This is a genomic window from Achromobacter animicus (assembly GCF_040775605.1).
GTDB lineage: Bacteria > Pseudomonadota > Gammaproteobacteria > Burkholderiales > Burkholderiaceae_B > Achromobacter > Achromobacter animicus.
Map to the genome: position 1 here is coordinate 2,661,466 of NZ_JAYGJK010000001.1, position 20,414 is coordinate 2,681,879.

The 20,414-nt window shown below is 66.7% G+C and carries 18 protein-coding genes; 7 read left to right on the plus strand and 11 right to left on the minus strand.

Annotated features, from left to right (window positions below):
• Positions 1–5 precede the first annotated feature (5 nt).
• The 4 genes from AB3147_RS12005 (at position 6) to AB3147_RS12020 (ending at position 4,696) form a co-directional block, all read left to right on the plus strand.
• A complete protein-coding gene (locus AB3147_RS12005) occupies positions 6–1,661 on the plus strand; it encodes an amidohydrolase (RefSeq protein WP_367352009.1) in 1,656 nt (551 codons plus the stop codon).
• Position 1,662: 1 nt separating this feature from the next.
• Positions 1,663–2,766 (plus strand): CobW family GTP-binding protein, encoded by a 1,104-nt coding sequence (locus tag AB3147_RS12010; protein WP_367352010.1) that lies wholly within the window; start codon positions 1,663–1,665, stop codon positions 2,764–2,766.
• Positions 2,767–2,879: 113 nt separating this feature from the next.
• Positions 2,880–3,272 (plus strand): nuclear transport factor 2 family protein, encoded by a 393-nt coding sequence (locus tag AB3147_RS12015; RefSeq protein ID WP_367352011.1) that lies wholly within the window; start codon positions 2,880–2,882, stop codon positions 3,270–3,272.
• A gap of 8 nt (positions 3,273–3,280) precedes the next feature.
• Complete coding sequence (locus AB3147_RS12020) at positions 3,281–4,696, plus strand: NAD(P)/FAD-dependent oxidoreductase (protein WP_313065700.1); 1,416 nt, start codon at positions 3,281–3,283, stop codon at positions 4,694–4,696.
• Between the two features lie 87 nt (positions 4,697–4,783).
• On the opposite strand, the gene AB3147_RS12025 is transcribed toward AB3147_RS12020, so the two are convergent.
• From AB3147_RS12025 to AB3147_RS12055, 7 genes are all read right to left on the minus strand, one after another.
• Positions 4,784–6,328, minus strand: coding sequence for a MocR-like pyridoxine biosynthesis transcription factor PdxR (locus AB3147_RS12025; RefSeq protein ID WP_367352012.1), 1,545 nt, complete (start codon positions 6,326–6,328; stop codon positions 4,784–4,786).
• A gap of 110 nt (positions 6,329–6,438) precedes the next feature.
• Positions 6,439–7,266 carry an ABC transporter permease subunit gene (locus AB3147_RS12030; RefSeq protein ID WP_105238604.1) on the minus strand — a complete coding sequence of 276 codons (828 nt, stop codon included), beginning with the start codon at positions 7,264–7,266 and terminating at the stop codon, positions 6,439–6,441.
• Positions 7,259–8,092 (minus strand): taurine ABC transporter ATP-binding protein, encoded by an 834-nt coding sequence (locus AB3147_RS12035; RefSeq protein WP_175121863.1) that lies wholly within the window; start codon positions 8,090–8,092, stop codon positions 7,259–7,261. Before AB3147_RS12035 ends, AB3147_RS12030 begins: the two co-directional genes overlap by 8 nt.
• Before the next feature lie 106 nt (positions 8,093–8,198).
• On the minus strand, positions 8,199–9,227 hold the full coding sequence (tauA, locus tag AB3147_RS12040) for a taurine ABC transporter substrate-binding protein (protein ID WP_175121862.1): 1,029 nt from the start codon (positions 9,225–9,227) through the stop codon (positions 8,199–8,201).
• Positions 9,228–9,438: 211 nt separating this feature from the next.
• Positions 9,439–9,984, minus strand: coding sequence for a GTP cyclohydrolase I FolE (gene folE, locus AB3147_RS12045; RefSeq protein ID WP_056316955.1), 546 nt, complete (start codon positions 9,982–9,984; stop codon positions 9,439–9,441).
• 153 nt (positions 9,985–10,137) lie between these two features.
• Positions 10,138–10,794, minus strand: coding sequence for a response regulator (locus tag AB3147_RS12050; protein WP_175121861.1), 657 nt, complete (start codon positions 10,792–10,794; stop codon positions 10,138–10,140).
• The gene (locus AB3147_RS12055; RefSeq protein ID WP_367352013.1) at positions 10,791–12,215 is read right to left on the minus strand and encodes a cache domain-containing protein; all 1,425 of its coding nucleotides are present in this window, start codon (positions 12,213–12,215) and stop codon (positions 10,791–10,793) included. Before AB3147_RS12055 ends, AB3147_RS12050 begins: the two co-directional genes overlap by 4 nt.
• A gap of 314 nt (positions 12,216–12,529) precedes the next feature.
• Here AB3147_RS12055 and AB3147_RS12060 point away from each other — a divergent pair, with 314 nt between their 5' ends.
• Entirely contained in the window at positions 12,530–14,617 is a 2,088-nt protein-coding gene (locus AB3147_RS12060; RefSeq protein WP_175121859.1) for a carbon starvation CstA family protein, read from the plus strand.
• A 21-nt stretch (positions 14,618–14,638) separates the two neighbouring features.
• Positions 14,639–14,851 (plus strand): YbdD/YjiX family protein, encoded by a 213-nt coding sequence (locus tag AB3147_RS12065; RefSeq protein WP_105238611.1) that lies wholly within the window; start codon positions 14,639–14,641, stop codon positions 14,849–14,851.
• Between the two features lie 1,167 nt (positions 14,852–16,018).
• Here AB3147_RS12065 and AB3147_RS12070 read toward each other — a convergent pair.
• Entirely contained in the window at positions 16,019–17,197 is a 1,179-nt protein-coding gene (locus AB3147_RS12070) for an MFS transporter (RefSeq protein ID WP_367352014.1), read from the minus strand.
• 158 nt (positions 17,198–17,355) lie between these two features.
• Between AB3147_RS12070 and AB3147_RS12075 the strand changes: the two genes are divergently transcribed.
• Positions 17,356–17,907: a Dps family protein gene (locus AB3147_RS12075; RefSeq protein WP_175121857.1), complete on the plus strand. Its 552-nt coding sequence runs from the start codon at positions 17,356–17,358 to the stop codon at positions 17,905–17,907.
• A gap of 89 nt (positions 17,908–17,996) precedes the next feature.
• Here AB3147_RS12075 and AB3147_RS12080 read toward each other — a convergent pair whose 3' ends face one another.
• The 3 genes from AB3147_RS12080 to AB3147_RS12090 are packed head-to-tail and all read right to left on the minus strand — an operon-like array spanning position 17,997 to position 20,327.
• Positions 17,997–18,497, minus strand: coding sequence for a RidA family protein (locus AB3147_RS12080; RefSeq protein WP_367352015.1), 501 nt, complete (start codon positions 18,495–18,497; stop codon positions 17,997–17,999).
• Positions 18,485–19,366, minus strand: coding sequence for a PhzF family phenazine biosynthesis protein (locus AB3147_RS12085; RefSeq protein ID WP_367352016.1), 882 nt, complete (start codon positions 19,364–19,366; stop codon positions 18,485–18,487). Before AB3147_RS12085 ends, AB3147_RS12080 begins: the two co-directional genes overlap by 13 nt.
• Complete coding sequence (locus tag AB3147_RS12090) at positions 19,359–20,327, minus strand: Bug family tripartite tricarboxylate transporter substrate binding protein (protein ID WP_367352017.1); 969 nt, start codon at positions 20,325–20,327, stop codon at positions 19,359–19,361. Before AB3147_RS12090 ends, AB3147_RS12085 begins: the two co-directional genes overlap by 8 nt.
• Positions 20,328–20,414 lie beyond the last annotated feature (87 nt).

Consider the following 20,414-nt stretch of genomic DNA (forward strand, 5'->3'; position numbering starts at 1 on the left):
CCCCGATGACTCAGCCTTCCGGCTCTACGACGCTTTATGTCGCCCGATCCATCCTGACCATGAACCCCGCGCAGCCGCGCGCCACGCATGTTGCCGTGCGCGATGGCCGCATTCTTGGCGTGGGCAGCCGGGAGGAGCTGGCCGGCTGGGGGCCGGCAGAAGTCGATGACCGCTTCGCGGACAGCGTGCTGATGCCGGGCCTCGTGGAAGGCCATTGCCATCTGCCCGAGGGCGGCATGTGGAAGTTCGTCTACGTGGGCTTTTATGACCGGCGCGGTCCGGACGGCAAGCTCTGGTCCGGCCTGAAAAGCTTCGCGGAAGTGGCGGCGCGGCTTCGGGATGCCGAGGGCGCGCTGGCGCAGGGCGAGACGCTGATCGGCTGGGGCTTCGATCCCATCTTCTTCGGCGGCGACCGCATGAGCATTCATGACCTGGACGCCGTGTCGGCGCAGCGGCCCATCGTGGTCATGCACGCCAGCATGCACCTCATGAACGTCAACTCGCCCATGCTGGCTCGGGCGGGCATCGATCGCGACACGGACATCGAGGGCGTGACGCGGCTCGATGATGGAAGACCCAGCGGCGAGCTCTGCGAATTCGCGGCCATGTTCCCGGTCATGCGGCTGATCGGCAGCCCGTTCCGGACGGTGGGCCTGACGGAAGAAGGGCTGCGGATGTTCGGCAAGGTGGCACAGTGGGCCGGCGTGACCACCGCGACGGACCTGGTCAATGAGTTGAATGATGAAGGCTTGGCGACGCTGGCGCGGGTGACGGGTGAGCTGGATTATCCGGTGCGCATCGTGCCCGCGGCCTCGGCGCTGACCTACGCGGGCAACGCGGCGGGCTGCCTGGAAAAGCTGGCGGCCGCGCGGCGGCTGAATCACGGCAAGCTGCATCTGGGCATGGTGAAGCTGGTGGTCGATGGATCGATCCAGGGCTTCACGGCACGCGTGCGCTGGCCGGGATACTTCAACGGCGCGCCCAACGGCATCTGGGTCATCGCGCCGTCCGAACTGGATGCGATGGTGCAGACCTATCACGACGCCGGCGCGCAGCTTCACATCCACACCAACGGCGACGAGGCCACGCAGCTTGCAATTGAAGCCGTGGACCGCGCGTTGCAGCGCACGCCGCGGCGCGACCATCGCCACACCTTGCAGCATTGCCAGATGGCCGACGCCGCCCAGTTCCGCCGGATGGCGAGCCTGGGCATGTGCGTGAACCTTTTCGCAAACCACATCTACTACTGGGGCGACGCCCACTACGCGTTGACGATGGGACCGGATCGCGCCAACCGCATGGACGCCTGCGCATCGGCCGCGCGCGCAGGGGTGCCGTACGCCATCCATTCCGATGCGCCCATCACGCCGCTTGGGCCGCTGTTCACGGCATGGTGCGCGGTGAACCGGCAGACGGCCTCGGGCCGCGTGCTGGGCGAGTCCGAGCGCATTGGCGTCGACGCCGCCCTGCACGCTATCACGCTGGGCGCCGCGTACACGCTGCATATGGACCATCTGGTGGGCTCGATTGAGGTCGGCAAGTACGCGGACTTCTGCGTGCTGGCGGACGATCCGTCCGAGGCCGCGCCAGAATCCCTAAAGGACCTGAAGGTGCTGGGCACGGTCATCGGCGGGCGTCCGCTGCCGCTGCGGGAGGCGTGACGTGGCGCGCATTCCGCTGACGGTGGTGGGCGGCTTTCTGGGCGCAGGCAAGACCACCTTGCTGAATCATGTGCTGACCGCCAGCCCGCGTCGCGCGGCGGTGCTGGTCAATGACTTCGGGCCCGTGGACATCGACGCGGGCCTTATCGCGGATCGCGCCGACAACGTGATCCGGCTGGCCAACGGCTGCGTCTGCTGCTCGATGGCGGGCGGAATGGATGATGCGCTGGCGCGTGTGCTGGCGCTGGATCCGTTGCCCGAATGGATTGTCATCGAGGCGAGTGGCGTATCTGATCCCGGTCGGATCGCGCAGGTGGGGATGGCCGATCCGCTGCTGCAACTGGAGGGCGTGGTGGTGCTGGTCGATGCGGGGGCCATCCGCGAGGTGGCGGCGGATCCGCTGTTGGCCGATACGGTGCAGCGGCAGCTTCGCGCGGCGGATTTGCTGGTGTTGAACAAGATCGATCTGGTGGCGCCGGATGCGCTGGCGGCAGTTCAGGATTGGCTGCGCGAGGCTAGCGGCGGCGCGCCCGTGGTGCGGGCGTGTGAGGGGCGGGTGGATTTGGGGGTGTTGATCGGCGTGGGTGAGGGGACGGCAAGCGGGCATGAGGCGGAGCATGGTTGCGGCCATGGCGACAGGCACGGCGATGGTGCTATCTGCGGACACGGCCATGGCGGCCGCGTTGTCGGCGCCCACGGCGACGAGCTCGGCGGCGTTCGCGTGGGCGGACACATGCCGCGCCACGTCGACCCGTCCGATCCCGCCCATCCGTTCCAAAGCTGGCTATGGCGAGCCCCCGCGTTACTGGACGCCGACATGCTCGCCGAGCGCCTGAAGCAGTTGCCCCGCGACGTGCTGCGCGCCAAGGGCTGGGTCCGCACCAGCCGCCACGGTTGGGTGCTGGTGCAATTCGCGGGACGGCGCGTGCGCTTTGACACGCAGGCGCGCGCGCCGGCTGATCGATGCGAACCCTCGCTGGTCGTGATTGGTATCCGCGGCGTCACCAACATGCCGGTAATCGCGACGCTTCTGGACCGGGCGGCGCTGCACGACATCAATGTCGACGTCACCCTGGACGCGGCCCACGCCGTGCCGCTGCGCTAGTTCTGGTGCAAGCGATTCCCCGCGTCTGGTCCTACCGGCGCGCACGCCGCGCACGTACCTTGAGGGTTCAGCGTGGACGCATCTCGCGCCGCGCCAGCGAAGGAGGGTAGGCAATGCAACAGACCGTCACCGTGGAAATGCTGGCCGAGTTTGCGGCCGCCTGGAACCGGCACGATATCGACGCCCTGATGTCATTCATGAGCGAAGACTGCGTGTTCGAGACCGTCGGCGGCCCCGAACAGTACGGCAGCCGCCATGCCGGCCCGGAAGCGGTGCGCGCGGCCTTTGCCGCGGCCTGGAAGAACTTCCCGGACGCGCAATGGGAGAACGGCCGGCACTGGGTGGCTGGCGATCGCGGCGTCTCCGAGTCCACGTTCCGCGGCACGGCGGCGGACGGCACGCGGGTGGAGGCCGACATGGTCGACGTGTTCACGTTCAAGGACGGCAAGATCCAGGTGAAGAACGCGTTCCGCAAGCAGCGTCCCGCCTTGCCGGCACGTGCTTAGCCGCCATCATGGATACGCAAATGTCGGCCGGCATCTCCCGCCCGGCGCCCGCGTCCGGCGCCGCCATCAACGCCTACAACCCCGCCTACGATCCGCTGGTGTCGCCGCCCGGACAGGGCCAGGACTACGCGCCCACCTACTGGGTCGCGACGGCCGGCGCACCGCCCGAGGACGACGGGCCGATCCGCGGCGACATCGACGCTGACGTGGTGATTGTCGGCTCCGGCTTCACGGGCTTGTCGGCGGCGCTGGCGCTGGCACGCGATTTTGGCGTGAAGGCCGTCGTGCTGGAGGCCAATCGCGCGGTGTGGGGGTGCACCAGCCGCAATGGCGGCCAGGGGCAGAATGCGTCGGGGCGCCTGTACCGCTCGCAGTGGATCGAACGCTGGGGGCTGGACACGGCCAAACGCCTGGACGCGGAGATCCGCGAAGGCTTCGAGTATTGGAAGAGCCTGGTCGCGCAGGTGGACTGCGACGCGCAGCCCGGCGGCCATCTGTACACGGCGCATCGTCAGAAGAAGATGGCCTTCCTGCAAAACGAAGCGCGCGTGATGCGCGACGTCTTCGGTTACGACACCAAGATGCTCAGCCGCGCCGAATTGCACGAACGGTATGTGGATGATCGCGAGGCGGTGGGCGCCATGCACGAGCCCGACGGTGTCGGCGTGCATCCGCTCAAGCTCGCTTACGGCTATCTGCGGCAGGCGCGGGCGCTGGGCGTGCGCGTCCATCCGTCCAGCCCCGTGCTGGGCTGGCGCGTGGAAAACGGCATGTACCGGCTGCAAACCCCCGGCGGCACGGTGCGTGCCCGGCGCGTGGCCTTCGCCACCGGCGGCTACACCGCGCAGGGCGTCAACCGGCTGCTGGACAACCGCATCATGCCGGTGCTGTCCAATTCCATGGTCACGCGCGTGCTGTCGGCCGAGGAGCGCGAGGCGGCGGGGTTGAAAAGCACGGTGTTCATCACCGACACGCGCACGCTGCGCTTCTACTACCGCCTGCTGCCCGACGGCCGCATGCAGATCGGCAGCCGCAGCGCGCTACGCGGCGCAGACGCCGAAAACCCGCGCCACCTAGCGCTGCTGCGCGAGGGCCTCGCCCGCAAGTTCCCGGCGCTGCGCGGTGTGGACGTGGCGTATTCGTGGTGGGGCTGGGTAGACGTCAGCCACGACATGATGCCGCGCGTCACGCAACCGGACCCGGCGCAGCAGGTGTATTACGCCTTCGGCTATGGCGGCAACGGGGTGGCATTCTCGGCGCATGCCGGCAGGCGGCTGGCGCAGCGGATGATGGGCAAGGACGGCATTGCGTGGAACCTGCCGATCTACGACACGCCGCTACCGGGACACCTGTTCGCCCCGTTCCGCCGCATCGGGCAGGGGTTGTTGTATCGCTGGTATTACTTGCGGGACGAGTTGCTGTAGCAGTACGCGGGCCTCTGGCACCTTCAAGACTTGTAGGACTGATTGAGGTGTCAGACACCCCGTCAAAACGTAGGACTGATTCGGGTGTCAGACACCGTCCAGCACGAGATCCTGCGCCACCCGCCGCTGCGCGTCGACCACCTTTGCCAGCCGCGCGATGCCCGGTTCGATATGCTCCGGCCGGATCGACGTGAATCCCACGCGCAGGAAGTTCCGCGGCGCATTGGCGCCGTCCATGAAGAACACATCCCCCGGTTCGACCACCACGCCTTCGGCCAGCGCGGCTTCGGACAGCGCCGCCGCATTGAGCCACGGCGGACCCTGCAGCCAGCACGATGACGAACCGGTGATCGGAATGGCCGTGAAGTCCGGCAGGTGCCGCGCCAACGCCTGCGCCAGTTCGGCGCCGCGCTTCTGGTAAGCCTGCGACTGGCGGCGCAGCAGCGAATGGTGATGCCCCAGCGAGATGAACAGCGAGAACGCGCGCTGGATGTACGCGGACGGGTGGCGCAGCATCAGGCGGCGCAGCGCGCGCAGTTCGGCGGCCAGCTCGCGCGGCGCGACGATGTAGCCGATGCGCAGGCCCGGCGCGAAGGACTTGGCCAGGCTGCCCACGTAGATCACGCGGCCGTCCCGGTCCAGGCTTTTCAGCGCGGGGATCGCGCCTTCGCCCCAGCGGCTTTCGCTTTCGAAGTCGTCTTCGATGATGAGGCTGTCGGCCTGCCGCGCCATTGCCAGCAGGGAGGCGCGCCGCTCCATGGACAGCGTGACGGTAGTCGGACACTGATGGCCCGGCGTGACGAACAGGTAATCGCATCCGAGCAGTTGCGTCCCCGTGCGCAGGCCCTGTTCGTCCACGGGCAGCGGCAGCAGATGGCGCGTGTGGCTGGCGAAGATGTTGCGCGCGTCCGGATAGCCCGGGTCTTCCATGCCGACCACGGTGTCTTCATTCACCAGCAGATCGGCCAGCAGATAAAGCGCGTGCTGCGCGCCGACCGTGATGACGATTTCCTCGGCGTCGGCCCACACGCCGCGGCGCGGCAACACCTGGGTGCGGATCTGTTCGATGAGCGCGGGGTCGTCATGCGTGATGAGGTCCGGCGCCCAGCTGCGGATGTCCAGCACCGACAGCGCCTTGATGCAGCATTCGCGCCATTCGGCGGTAGGGAACAGGTCTTGATCGAACTGGCCGTAGACGAAGGGATAGGGCTGTTTCTGCCAATCGCGGGGCTTGGTGATGTTGCGTTGCCGCGAGGGGCGAAAGCGCAGACGTTCGTCCCAGCGCACGCCACCGGTTTCGGGTGCGTCCGCCGGTGAAGCGTCCGTCGCGGGACCCGAGTGGCCTTCCATGACGGTATCGCTGACGAAGTGGCCGCTGCGTTCGCGCGACACCAGATACCCTTCGCACACGAGCTGCTGGTATGCAAACACCACGGTATTGCGCGCGATGCGCAACTGGTCGGCGAGGTAGCGGCTGGACGGCACCGGCATGCCGGGCGGCAGGTGGCCGCTCAGGATGGCCGACACCAGCATCTGGCGCACGCGCCCCTGCAGGCTGAGGTTGGGCGCGCTGGCCTTTTCGAACAGGCGCTCCCACAACACAGGCTTTAGCATCGAGGCCTGGCTGGACATGGCTGGCTCCTTTTGACTGCGGACCTCACGGGCGCCGCGCTGCCGCGCCCGCGGTGTCCGAGTCTCAGAATAAAGGAGCCGGATGGGGGAAGGAATGCGGGATTGCCCTGTCAGATTCGTCCCTTCCACGGAATGGCGAAGCGTTCCAGGTAACGCACCAGCAGGTCGAAGGCGAACGCGAACAGCCCGATCACGATGATGCCCATGATGACCGTGTCGCTGGCCAGGAACTGCGCGGCGTTCAGCACCATGAAGCCCAGACCCCGGTCGGCCGCCACCATCTCGGCGGCGACCAGCGTCGTCCAGCCGACCCCGATACCGATGCGCATGCCCGTGAAGATTTCCGGCATGGCCGCTTTCAGGATCACGTGCCAGACGATCTGGCGGCTGGTGCCGCCCATGGCGTAGGCGGCGTGGATCTGTTCGATGGACACCGACCGTACGCCCGCGCGCGCGGCGATTGCCATGGGCGCGAAGATGGCCAGGTAGATCAGCAGGATCTTGGGGAATTCGCCGATGCCGAACCAGATGATGATGAGCGGCAGATAAGCGAGCGGCGGCAGCGGGCGGTAGAACTCGATCGGCGGATCGAAGACGCCGCGCGCGTAGCGGTTCACGCCCATCAGGATGCCGACCGGAATGGCCGTGACGCACGCCAGGAAGAACGCGCCGAACACGCGGCCCAGGCTGGCGAGCGCGTGCTCGGTCAGCGTGGAATTAGCCACCCCTTCGGTCATCGCAAAGACGAACTTGTCGTACACCGCGATGGGCGACGGCAGGAACAGCGGCCGCACCCAGCCGGCGCTGGTCACCAGGAACCACAGCGCGATCAGCGCCAGGCTGGTCAGCAGGCTGATGTGCCCGCTGTAGCCCGCGCCCGGCGCCCCGTACACCTTGCCCGGCGCCGCCGGCGTGTGGCCGATGCGGCGCTTAGGCATGGAGGGCGTGCGGGGAGGCGGCGCGCTCGTCCCCGTAGATGATGCCGAGGACTTCTTCTCGCATGGCGATGAAGTCGGGACTGGATTTGATGCCACGGCCATCGCGGGTCTCCAGGTAGCGCCGGTTGAAGGCCGGCTCGAACGTGTGCGTGATCCGGCCCGGGCGCGGCGACATGACGATCAGCCGCGATCCCAGGAAGAGCGCTTCTTCCACGCTGTGGGTGATGAAGAAAAACATCTTGTTGGTCTGCCGCCAGATGTCCAGCAGCAACTCCTGGATGGTTTCCCGGGTCAGCGCGTCCAGCGCGGCCATGGGCTCGTCCATCAGCAGCATGGCGGGGTCGCAGGTCAGCGCGCGCGCGATGCCCACGCGCTGCTGCATGCCGCCCGACAGCTGGTAGATCATGTGCCGGTGAAAGTCCTGCAGGCCCACCAGTTCAAGATTGCGGCGGGCGCGCGCACGGCGGGTCTCCTTGTCCACGCCTTGCAGCTTCAGGCCGAATTCCGTGTTCTCCAGCACGTTCAGCCAGGGCAGCAGGGCGTGCTTCTGGAACACCACGCCGCGGTCGGCGCCCGGCCCGACGATGGGGTTTCCGCCCAGCGTGATCTCGCCCTCGGTCGGCGACAGAAAGCCCGCCAGCAGGCTGAGCAACGTGGTCTTGCCGCAGCCTGATGCTCCCAACGCGACGACGAATTCGCCGGGCTGGATGGTCAGGTTGACGTCGTGCAGCGCGATGACGGGGCCGCTGTCGTGCAGGCCGGGATAGGTGACGCTGACGCCTTCCGCGCACAGGCGCTGCGCGGCGGATGTGGACTGCATGGTCATGCTGTTCCCCCTGATCGTTGTGGCGAGGCCTGCGGCGGCCGGCCTCGTCTTCGCGCTGCGGCCGGCGCCGGGGTGGCGCCGGGCCGGGGCGGACGGGTCGCGTGAATTACTTCGCGGCCGCCTTCGCGTACTGATCCGTCACGAACGGGCTGTAGTCGTCCAGTGCCTTGTCGATCTGCTTCTGATCCTTCAGGAACTTGGCGCTGGCCGCGAAGGCGCGCGCGGCGCCCGAGTCCTTGCCGCCGCCCAGCCAGGTCTTGGAGGCCTGTTCTTCCACGGTCGGGAAGACCAGAAGGCCCAGCGCCTCGACGATGTCTTCAGGCTTTCCGCCAATCAGCTTCACGATGCCCTTGACCTGCGGCGAATCCGCCGTCCACTTGGCGCTGTTGGCGCGATAGTCCGCGTAGGACTTGGCCAGCACCCCCGTGAAGGCGGCCATGAACTTCGGGTTCTTCTGCGCCCAGGCCTTGTCCACCACGATGCCGTCGAAGGTCGGCACGCTGGCCGCGCCGATCTGTTCGGAGTCGGCGATGATCTTGCCGGTCTTGGCGATCTCGGTCAGCGCGGGCGGCCAGACGTAGGCGGCGTCGATGTCGCCGCGCTGCCAGGCGGCCACGATCTGCGGCGGCTGCATATTCAGGATGCGCACGTCGCGGGGCGGCACCTTCCAGACCTGCTCAAGCCCGACCAGCAAATGAAAGTGCGACGTCGACACGAACGGTGTGGCAATGCGCTTGCCCTTCAGGTCGGCGGTGCTGTTGATGCCCGAGCCGTTGCGCGCCACCAGCGCTTCGGATTTGCCGATGTTGTCCAGGATCCAGAAGAGCTGCATGTCCACGCCGCGTGTGGCGGCCGAGGTGATCCCGGTCGATCCCAGCACGCCGACCGGCACGTTGCCCGAGGCCAGGGCGGTCGAGATGTCGCCGCCCGAGGTGAACTGGCGCCAGTCCACCTGGTAGCCGGCCTCTTTCAGGGCCTTGTCGAAACTGCCGTCCGCGATGGCGGACAGGAACGGCCCGACGATGAGCTGGTAGCCCACCACGAGTTTGGTCTGCGCGTAGGCGGGCGCAGCCAGTAGCGCGGCGGCCAGGCCGGCCAGGGTGCAGCGGCGAATCAGGCGGTATATCGCGTTCATGGAGATCTCCGGGAGAGAACGGCCGCGCCCCGGCGCGACCGGCTTGCTGGTGCCAGTTTGCCCGGATGGGACCAGAACGCTAGGGCCAGATGTCCGGATCAGTAGGTGCCAAAAGCAACCGGGCCCGCCGGCTGCGCCGGCCATGCCCGAACGGGCATCGTCGTCGCAGCGGGCGGGCCCGCGATATGCGCCAAAAGGATGAGATCGCCGCTTAGCGGATCAGGCTGAGAAACTCCGCACGCGTGGACGGGTTTTCGTGGAATTCGCCCAGCATCACCGACGTGACCATGGAGGAATTCTGTTTTTCGACGCCGCGCATCATCATGCACATGTGCTGCGCCTCGATGACGACCGCAACGCCAGCCGCGCCGGTGACGCTTTGCACGGCTTCAGCCACCTGGCGGCTGAGGTTTTCCTGAATCTGCAGGCGGCGCGCGTACATCTCGACGATGCGGGCCACCTTGGACAGGCCCAGCACCTTGCCGGCCGGCAGGTAGGCCACGTGCGCCTTGCCGATGAAGGGCAGCATGTGGTGCTCGCACAGCGAGTACAGCTCGATGTTCTTGACCAGGACGATCTCGCGCGTGTCCGACGTGAACAGCGCGCCGTTGACGATTTCTTCCAGGTTCTGGTCGTAGCCGCGGCACAGGTGGCGCATGGCCTTGGCGGCGCGGGCCGGCGTGTCGGCCAGCCCTTCGCGGGACGGATCTTCCCCTAGTGCTTCGAGAATGGCGGTGTAGTGCTTTTCCAATGACATGGGGACTCCTGGCGGCGCGCCCTCTGGCGCGCGGTGATGCAAAGGGTGATGCGTGGCGTAACGCTGGGCGTAATGCGTAGGTGTCGCAAGTCTACCTCAGCGCGGCGGGCGGACCGCGGGCTTACCCGTGGCGTGTGGGGGTATTTCCCGCGTTCAGACGCCCCGGTTCTCGACCGCGTACTTGATGAGTTCGGCCTGTCCGTCGATGCCCAGCTTGCGCTTGATGTTCAGACGGTGCGTCTCGACGGTGCGCACCGACAATCCCAGAGTCTGCGCGATCTGCTTGTTGGCATGGCCGTCGGCGATGTGGCGCAGCACGTCGCGCTCGCGGTGCGTCAGCAACGTGGCCAGGGCGCTGGCCTGCGACAGCCGCACGGCCGCTGCAGCGCTGAAATAGCTGCGGCCGGCCATGACGGCGTCGATGGCGGTGATGATCTCCTGCGCGGGCTCATCCTTGAGCAGATAGCCGCGGGCGCCGGCCTTGACCGCCTGCACCATGTACTCGGGGTTGTCGTGCATGGACAGCACCAGCACCGCGATCTGCGGATAGCGCTCGTGCAGCAGCGCCGTCAGCTCCAGTCCGCCGACGCCGGGCATGTTCAGGTCCATCAGCGCCAGATGGGGCAGGGTGCCGCCCTGCGGATCCTCAGCCATGCAGGCGGCCAGAAAAGCCTGCGCGGCGGCGGCGTTGCTGGCTTCACCTACTACCCGCAACGTCGGCACGGTTTCAAGGCGCAGGCGCAGGCCGTCGCGCACCAGGGGATGGTCGTCGATCAGCAGAAGGCGGACGGCGTCGGGTTTGTCGATCATGCTTGGGGAGGCGTCGGAAGGGGGCCGCCAGGAGGCGGCAGGGGAAGCCAGGCCTGCAAGGTCGTGCCTTGCGCGGTGGAATGAAAGGTCAGGGTGCCGGACAGCGCGCTCATGCGTTCGCGCATGTTGCGCAGGCCGATGCCGCGATGCGGGTCCTGCTGGACCTCGGCGTCGTCAAAGCCGCAGCCGTCATCGGTGACGGTCAGGCGCAAATCGCGCGCCGAATACGCCAGCGTCAGATCCGCGCGCGTGGCGCCGGCATGGCGCATGACGTTGGTCAGCGCCTCTTGCGTCACGCGGAACAGCGCCGTCGCGTAGGCGTCGGGCAGCTTCACTGGCTGGCCGACCGTGTGCAGGTCCACCGCCAGCGGCGGGGCGCCGTCCTCGGGGCGGATGGCGAATTCCCGGCCCAGATGCTCCAGCGCGGCGGGCAGGCCCAGGTCATCGAGCAGGGTGGGGCGCAGATTGTGCGAAATGCGGCGGACCTCGCCCACCGCCATGTTCAGACGGTCCAGCGCGCCGCCCAGCGGCGTGTCGATGTGCGCAAGCGCGCGCGAATCGTCCGAGTGCGACTGGCGCAGCCGCTCGCGGGCGGCCTCCAGCGACAGTTTTACCGACACCAGCACCTGGCTGATGCCGTCGTGCAGTTCCCGCGACAGGCGGGCGCGCTCGTCTTCCTGCGACCGCACGATCTGGCGCGCCATCAGCCGCAGCTTGGCGTCAGACTGGCGATGGTCGCTGATATTGAGGGCCAGACCACAGGCGGCCACGCCCAGGATGGATACAGCCGCAATGCCCGCCACCCACGCGAACATGTCGCGGATATTGGCCTGCGCCGCGGCGTCGATGCGCACCAGGGCCTCTTGCACGTCGTCCAGGTAGATGCCGGTGCCCAGCATCCAGCCCCAGCGTTCCAGCACCACCACGTATCCGAGCTTTTCAACGGTCTGGTTGGTGGACGGTTTTTCCCAGAGGTAATGCACCACCTCGCCTTGCTGCCCGCCGCGCCGGGCGGCCGTCAGCAGGTTCTGGATGACGGCCTGGCCCTTGGTGTCGCGCAGGTTCCAAAGGTCTTGCCCGACCAGCTCGGGCTGGCGCGGATGCATCAGGTTCTTGCCCTGCAGGTCGTAGACGAAAAAGTAGCCGTCGTGGCCGAACTCCATCTGCGCCAGCAAGTCCAGCGCGCGCTGGCGCGTCGCCGCGTCGTCGCCTGCGGCCTGCAGCGGCGCGATGGCGCTGTAAGCCAGGTTCACGTAGTGGCGCAGCTCGCCTTCCTTGCTGGCCAGCCAGGCGGTTTCGACCACCTGTTTTTCGCGCTGCGCCAACTGCAATCCCTGCACGTAGACGGCGACCGTGATGGCGGCGACGGCCACCAGCAGCGGGACTGCCGCAAGCAGCAAGATTTTGAGACGCAGCTTCATAAGGATTTGTATCAGGCCGAAGCGAATTTGCTGCGACGCATCAACCGGAAGGGTATCGAGGCGGGAACGCGGAAAGTTCGGAGATTTTACGGTTTCCACGGAAATTTGCTGCGGCGCATGACGTAGTAACACGTAGCTCGCTTGCGTAGTTCCGCGCTTGTTGGCGCGTTGGCCAGAGCGCAATACTGGCGCCCGCGTCGACCTGACGCAGCGCGGACGCGTGCGTCCGCCACCCCACAACAATGAGTCTGCCTTCCGCGGGACGAAAAAAGCGTTTCACGCCAAGAGCATGGCGGGAGGCAAGAGGAGCACTTATGCACACCAGCAGTAAGGGACTGGGTCAGCACCTGGTCTGGCTGGCGGTTGCGGTACTGGGCGCGTTTGCGCTTGGCACCGTGGCGCTGGCCAGAGGGGAGACCATCAACGCGCTATGGGTGGTGATTGCCGCCGTCTGCGTCTATCTCATCGCCTACCGTTACTACAGCCGCTTCATCGCGCGCAAGGTCTTCCAGCTTGACCCGACGCGCATGACGCCGGCCTGGAAGTACAACGACGGCCTGGACTACGTGCCCACCAACAAGCACGTGCTGTTCGGCCACCACTTTGCCGCCATCGCCGGCGCGGGCCCCCTGGTCGGACCGGTGCTGGCCGCGCAGATGGGCTACCTGCCCGGCATGCTGTGGATCCTGGCCGGCGTCGTGTTCGCCGGCGCCGTGCAGGACTTCACGATCCTCTTCATCTCGACCCGCCGCGACGGCCGCTCGCTGGGCGACCTGGTCAAGTCGGAACTGGGCAAGATCCCGGGCGTGATCGCGCTGTTCGGCGCGTTCATGATCATGGTCATCATCCTGGCCGTGCTGGCGCTGATCGTGGTGAAGGCGCTGACGCACTCGCCGTGGGGCACCTTCACGGTGGCCGCGACCATTCCCATCGCGCTGTTCATGGGCGTGTACCTGCGCTACATCCGTCCGGGCAAGATCGGCGAGGTTTCCATCATCGGCTTCGTCGGCCTGATGGCGGCCATCACGTTCGGTCAGGACGTGGCCGCGCATCCGGTCATCGGCCCGATGTTCGACTTCGACGGCAAGGGCCTGACCTGGATCCTGATCGTCTACGGCTTCATCGCCTCGGTGCTGCCCGTGTGGCTGCTGCTGGCCCCGCGTGACTACCTGTCGACCTTCCTGAAGATCGGCACGATCGTCGGTCTGGCGATCGGCATCGTGGTCGTCGCCCCGGAACTGAAGATGCCCGCGCTGACGCAGTTCGTCGACGGCACCGGTCCGGTGTGGTCGGGCAACCTGTTCCCGTTCCTCTTCATCACCATCGCCTGCGGCGCGGTGTCGGGCTTCCACGCGCTGATCTCCTCGGGCACGACGCCCAAGCTGATCGAGAACGAAACCCAGGCCCGCTACATCGGTTACGGCGGCATGCTGATGGAATCGTTCGTCGCCATCATGGCGCTGGTCGCGGCTTGCGTGATCGAGCCGGGCATCTACTACGCAATGAACAGCCCGGCGGCCGTGATCGGCACGTCGCCTGAGCAGGTCGCCCAGGTGGTGTCGAGCTGGGGCTTCGTGATCACGCCGGCCGATCTGGTGCAGACGGCCAAGGACGTAGGCGAAAGCACGATCATCTCGCGCGCCGGCGGCGCCCCGACGCTGGCGGTGGGCATGGCCCACATCCTGCATCAGGCGCTGGGCGGTCCGGGCATGATGGCGTTCTGGTATCACTTCGCCATCCTGTTCGAAGCGCTGTTCATCCTGACGGCCGTTGACGCCGGCACCCGCGCGGGCCGCTTCATGCTGCAGGATCTGCTGGGCACGTTCGCCCCGTCGCTCAAGCGCACGGATTCGCTGCCGGCCAACCTGATCGCCACGGGCCTGTGCGTGGCGGCGTGGGGCTACTTCCTGTATCAGGGCGTCGTGGATCCGCTGGGCGGCATCAACACGCTGTGGCCGCTCTTCGGCATCGCCAACCAGATGCTGGCCGCGATTGCGCTGACGTTGGGCACGGTGGTCCTGTTCAAGATGAAGCGCGACCGCTATGCGTGGGTGACGGTGCTGCCGACGCTCTGGCTGCTGGCTTGCACGCTGACGGCCGGTCTGCAGAAGCTGTTCCATTCGGACCCGCGCGTGAGCTTCCTGGCCCACGCCGACAAGTACAACGCCGCGATTGCCGAAGGCAAGGTGCTGGCGCCGGCGAAGTCGCTGGGCGAGATGTCGCGGGTGGTGATGAACGACTACATCAACGCCGGGCTGTGCGCGATCTTCATCTTTGTCGTGGTGAGCATCGTGGTGTTCGGTTTGAAGTCGGTGCAGCGCGCCCGCAACGAGAACAAGCCGACGTCCCGCGAAACGCCTTACGAGTCGCTGCCCGCAGCCGCTGCGGCTGGCGCGGACTGACCTTCATCCAGGAGAAGCCGCATGTTGTTCAGCAATATGACTTCAGCGGCCGGCGCCGCCGGCCGGTATCTGGGGCAGACGCTCCGGTTGATGGTTGGCGTGCCGGATTACGAGACGTATGTCGAGCATATGCGGCGGACGCATCCTGAGCAGGAGCCAATGAGCTATGAGGATTTCTTCCGGGAGCGCCAGGAGGCGCGATACGGGGGGAAGAAGCGGATTGGGTGCTGCTGAGTGTTTTGGATGGAAGGCCTTGCTGATGCAGGGCCTTTTTTTGTTTGGACGTTGGTTTTTTCTGGGGCGTCGCTGACTTTGTAGCGTCAGGTTTTTCGTGGGCGTTGCGGACTTCGTAGGTCGCCCGACGCCGCGGTCACCGGGGAGGCGATCGCCCACGATTGCGGTCCGGAGCCTTCGCTCCGGACTCCCCCGTCGTCATCTTCGTTGTCGCCTTCGGCGACTGCCTTCAGATTCCCTCGGGCGCATCGACGGCGCTCGCCTCCCCGGTGACCGCGACGCCGTGCTACCAGGGTCTTTGGTTTGCGCGCTACAAGAGCTGTGTGCAGGGAAGGGGATTTGCGGGGTCGCCGGGTTGCTGCCGCCCGGACGGCGGCAACCCGGCATATGAGCGGTGGGACGTCGGGGCGGTGTGCGCTTGCGCGCTGGCGGGGAGGTGATTGCTAATGGGCGCTCCAATACGGGGGTGGGGCGGTGATGGGCGGCGCGCGGCGACGGTCAATGTCAGCTTGCCCACCTGTACGCGCGCCGCCCATCGGGCACTGGAGTTCAATTGACGATTAACGGATAGCAGATCAAATGGCGCTGATGATTCGGGTGTCAGACACCCGAATCAGTCTTACAAATGTGCCGGTGGTTGCTGCTGCCGGTGTCTGACACCCTATGGAGGTGAACTCGGCATGACGCCCATCTCACCGGGGTGTCAGACACCTTACCCAGACGCAGCCACACGCGAAGCGTCATCGCCCCGACGTAAGACAGCGCGTAAGCCCACGAAGGCCGCCCGCGCGGCCGCCCGGGGGCGGGCACCGCAAGACGCTTCTCGACCACCCCGCCGTATGCAAGAACCTAAAGAACCCAACTCGCCCCAGCGCCCGCAAAGATCAAGCAATTCGAGCCCGGTGTGGCGTGGGCCTGGGGTGGGCGGGGCGTTTAGATGCGCCCGGCGGAAACCGAAGGGAGCCGAAGGCGGACGAGGTTGAGCACGGGGCAGTCCGGAGCGAAGGCTCCGGACCGCAATCGGAGCCCCGCCCACCCCAGGCCCACGCCGCGCCGGGCGTCCCAAGAACGCCGACCATCGCCAGCAATCCGCACCCGTCAAACCCCAAAAACACAAACCAAAAAATCACATGCGTAGATATAGAAATCTCGAAAAAGATACTGCCGTCACTCCGTACTCCGCTCCCGCAGCTTCTCCGAATAAATCACCAGCGGCACTGCTCCGGCAGCGCATATCGCCATGACCAGGAACCCGCCAGGTGCATAGGCCCGGTACAGAGCGCCGCCCAGCTGGATGCTGGCGAACATGAAGACGCCGCCTGAAAGCATGGCGTAGAGGGCGATGGCGGACGTCTTGCATGCCGCCGGTACGCGGCGAGTGATGTACCACATGATCGCGGCGTTGTTGCCCGCCAGGGTGAAGCATTGCAGCAATTGCAGGCCCGCGATAATCGCAGGATCCGTGGTGGCGGACAGTCCCGTCCAGCGAATGGCGGTCATGACGGCCGATGTCAGAATCAGCCACTGCGCACCCGTGCGAGCCAAAATGCGCGGCGCTAGAAAAAAGAACAGAACTTCGCTGGTCACCCCCACCACCCACAGCAGCGAGATCATCGCCGTCGACAACCCGTTCGCGGTCCAATGCAGCGTGGAGTACGAATACAGAAAGCCGTTGCTCGCCTGCACCAGCGACGCGGCCGCGATGCACATCAACAAAGGGCGGTCGCGCAGGACCTCTCGCATCGGCAGGCGTACGCGATCGACGGGGGCGTCAACCGCCGCCGGCCGTGCTGCCCGCGGCTGCAGGCGCACGCAGGCCAGGCACGCGACGATCAGCAGGATCGACAGCCACATCACCCAGTCCGTGTCGAACGTCTTGATCAGATAGCCGCCCGCCACCGTCACCGTCGCAAATCCCAGCGACCCGCACGCGCGCATCACCGTATAGGAATTGCCTTGTCCCCGCCCGCTTGCAATCGCCATCCGGTCCATCAGCGGCAGGACGGCGGGAAACACCGCGTTCAGCAGCAACGTGATTGCCAGCAGCCAAGCTGAACTCTGGCTGAACGGGTAACACAGGAAAAGCGCCAGCGATGCCGCCAGCGCCGACGCGATCAACGCATGGGCGCGGCCTGTCTGGTCCGCCACGTGCGCCACGATCGGCGTCGACAGGATTTTGGGCAGGAACGACGTGGCGACGATCAGCCCGATCAGCGCCGGGTCCAGTCCCCGGCTCGCGAACCACAACGGCAGAAACGGGATGCTTACGCCCTGCAAGCCGTAGTACAGGAAATAGAACCCGTGCAACGCGATGGCGCCTTGCCTGGCGTCGGGATTGCCGCGCATGGTGGTGAGGGAAGCTGGGAGATGCGAAGCGGCGTAGCATACTCCTTCGTTGTGCCGGCCATTGGCAAAGCGCAGCCGGAGATTTACGCTGTGCCTCGCGGCCGGCTGCAAGTGCGCCGCGAACGTGTTTTCCGATTTCTAATCAGGAGCTGCGATTCATGGCCAAGAAACTGAATGAGAAGACCACCAAGGCGCTGAAGGACCGCCGCAAGGCGCCGCTGGCGACGCCCACTGACCTCGCCGCTGAGGCCACCCGCGACATCTCCGCCGCGCTGAACCAGATACTGGCCGACGTGTTCGCGCTGTATCTGAAAACCAAGAACTTTCATTGGCACATCAGCGGTCCCCACTTCCGGGACTACCACCTGCTGCTGGACGAGCAGGGCGATCAGCTGTTCGCCATGACCGACCCCCTCGCCGAACGCATCCGCAAGATTGGCGGCACCACGCTGCGGTCCATCGGGCATATTTCGCGGTCGCAGCGCATTGCCGACAACGACGCCGACTACGTGCAGCCGCTGGACATGCTGGCCGAACTGCGCGAAGACAACAAGGTCCTGGCGGCCGCGCTGCGCGAAGCCCACAACGTCACCGACGAGCATCGCGACATCGCCAGTTCCAGCCTGATCGAAAACTGGATCGACGAGACCGAGCGGCGCACGTGGTTCCTGTTCGAAGCCAGTCGTCAGGGTGACGCGACGGGGCATTGAGTCTGGCCGCCGAAGCGGCGGGGCAGCCGTACCGTTATCGTCGTATCAGTGCCGCCCGCCCGACAGCGCGGGCGGGTTGGCTTGGCGGGTCAGCCGCGGTCGTCCAGCAGCGCGCTGATTTCGATTTCCGCCCAACTGCGGCCGGGCAGGCTGGTTACTCCCACCGCACTGCGTGCCGGACGCGGCATATGCGGGAATGCCGCTTCCAGCACTGCTGATGCACCGTCCAGCACCGCACTGTGGTCTTCAAATTCTGCCTCGCTGCGCAGATAGCCGCGCAATTGCAGCACGGCGCGCACGCGATCCAAATTGCCGCCGCAGGCTTCGCGCAGGGCGCTCAGCGCACTCAGCGCCGCGTGTGCACAGGCGGAGCGGGCGGCGTCCAGATCGGCGCCAGGCCGGCATATCCCCACGATCGGTGTGCCGTCCCGCCGGCTGGCCTGGCCGCTGATGCAGACCAGTGTTGCGCCGGTCAGGGCCGCCAAGTGGTAGGGCGCATAGGCGCCGCGCGGAACGGGCGCCGCAGGCAGGCGCCAGCCGGCCGCAGCCAGCCGCGAGTCGGACGTGCCGCCAGCGGTCACCGTATCCATTGCGTCTCGCCGCTCAGCCAACAGCCGGGGGCGTTCCCGCGCCGGCGCAACTGGATCGCCGACGGCGAGCCCATGGCCACGCCTTGGCGGACCGTGTATACCCCGTCCGCCGGCACGCTGCCCGTCTCGTTCAGGTAACCCCACAAGGCCGCAGCGGCGATGCCGGTGGCGGCATCCTCGGGGTAACCGGACGCCTTGGGAAATTGCCGCGCGCTGGCGCCGTCCGCGCTCAGCGCATAAGGGTAGAGACCGGTTGAGCCGATGGCTTCGCAGATGTCCCGCATCGCATCGAAGTCCGGCGCCAACGCATCCAGGTCGGCCACTGTCGGCAATCGCACCAACGTCTTTACGCGGCTGGTGCTGGCATTGATCATGTGCAGGCCGGGCAAGTCGGGGTCGATACGCAGCACGGTGGCGATCGCGCGGCATTGCGCGGGCGTGAGCGCGGATGTGGCGACGGCAGGTTGCGACACCCAGGCGCGATTGTCAGCCTCGTCCCATTCGATGTCCACGCTGCCGCTCAGGGTCTGAACGCGGGCGCGCGGCGTGCTCCAGCGTTGCCATTGCCGCAGCGCCCAGAGCGTCCCCACGGTCGCGTGGCCGCACATCTCCATTTCGTGGCCGGGCACGAAGAATCGCAGTTGGCACAGGTGGTCATCGCGGTCGGCAGGCACCACGAAGGACGACTCGTGGCCGTGATGCGCGGCCAGCGCCTGCATGTCGGCCGCCGACATGCCGCGCGCGTCAAGCACCAACGGCACCGGATTTCCGCCTTGCAGGGGCTGGGACGAATCGACGAATACGCGCAGCAGGGCCGCCTGGCCGGCGGGAGGCTGGGCGGGGATGAGGTTGGGGTGAAGGTCAGTCAAACTGGACTCCGGTCTTGGTGATGAGGTCGCCCCAGAAGGCGAGGTCTTGTGAGACGGTTTGGGTCAGCGCCTCTGCCGTGCCGGGTTTGACGTCCACGCCCTTGGCGGCCAGGTCGGCGGCAATGGCCGGGTCCCGCAGCACCGTATTCAAGGCAAGGTTCATCTTTTCCACGATGGCCGGCGGCGTGCCCTTGGGAAAGGCCAGGCCGTACCAGAGCGATTGCGTGTAGGCGGGCATGCCCTGGGCCGCGAAGGTGGGGACGTTGGGCAGGATGGGGGTGGCGCTGGTGGTCGCCACCGCAATCAGCTTGCCGCTCTGCACGAAGGGCGCCAGGCCCACGGGGTTATCGAACATGATGTCGACCTGGCCGCCGATCAGATCCGTGTAGGCGGGCGCCGCGCCGCGGTAGGGAACGTGCGTCAGATCCAGTGTCTCGTCCTTCTTGAACATCTCGCCCAGCAGGTGCGACACCGTGCCGGCGCCCACCGACGCATACGTGCCGACGGAGCGCGCTTTTAACGCGCCGACCACTTCGGCAAGTGTGGCCGCCTTCAGGGCCGGCTGCACGGCCAGGACATAGGGCGACGTGCCGATAAAGCCGATGTAATCGAAATCCTGGGCCGGCTTGTACGGCAGGTTCTTGTACAGGTGGGCGGCAAGCGCGGTGGTGCTGGTCGTGACGGCCAGCGCGGTGTAGCCGTCCGGCTTGGCGCGCGCGGCCTGGCCCGAACCCACGGTGCCGCCCGCGCCGCCGGCGTTCTGGACGATCACGGTCTGCTTCAGTTCGCGCGTCAACGCCGGCTGCAGCGTGCGCACCACCAGATCCGTGCCGCCGCCGGCCGGGAAGGGGACGATCAGCGTGATCGGCTTGTCCGGCCAGGCGGGTTGAGCCAGGGCGCTGGCCAGCGGAAGGGCAAGCAGGGCGGCGGACAGCAAGGCCGACGGAAGTGTGCGAATCATGGATTTCCCCTTGTGTGTTTGTGGAATGACCCAGATCGTAGGCAGCGGCCGAGCTGGCGGCGAACCGCGACGCGACAGAAGCTGATC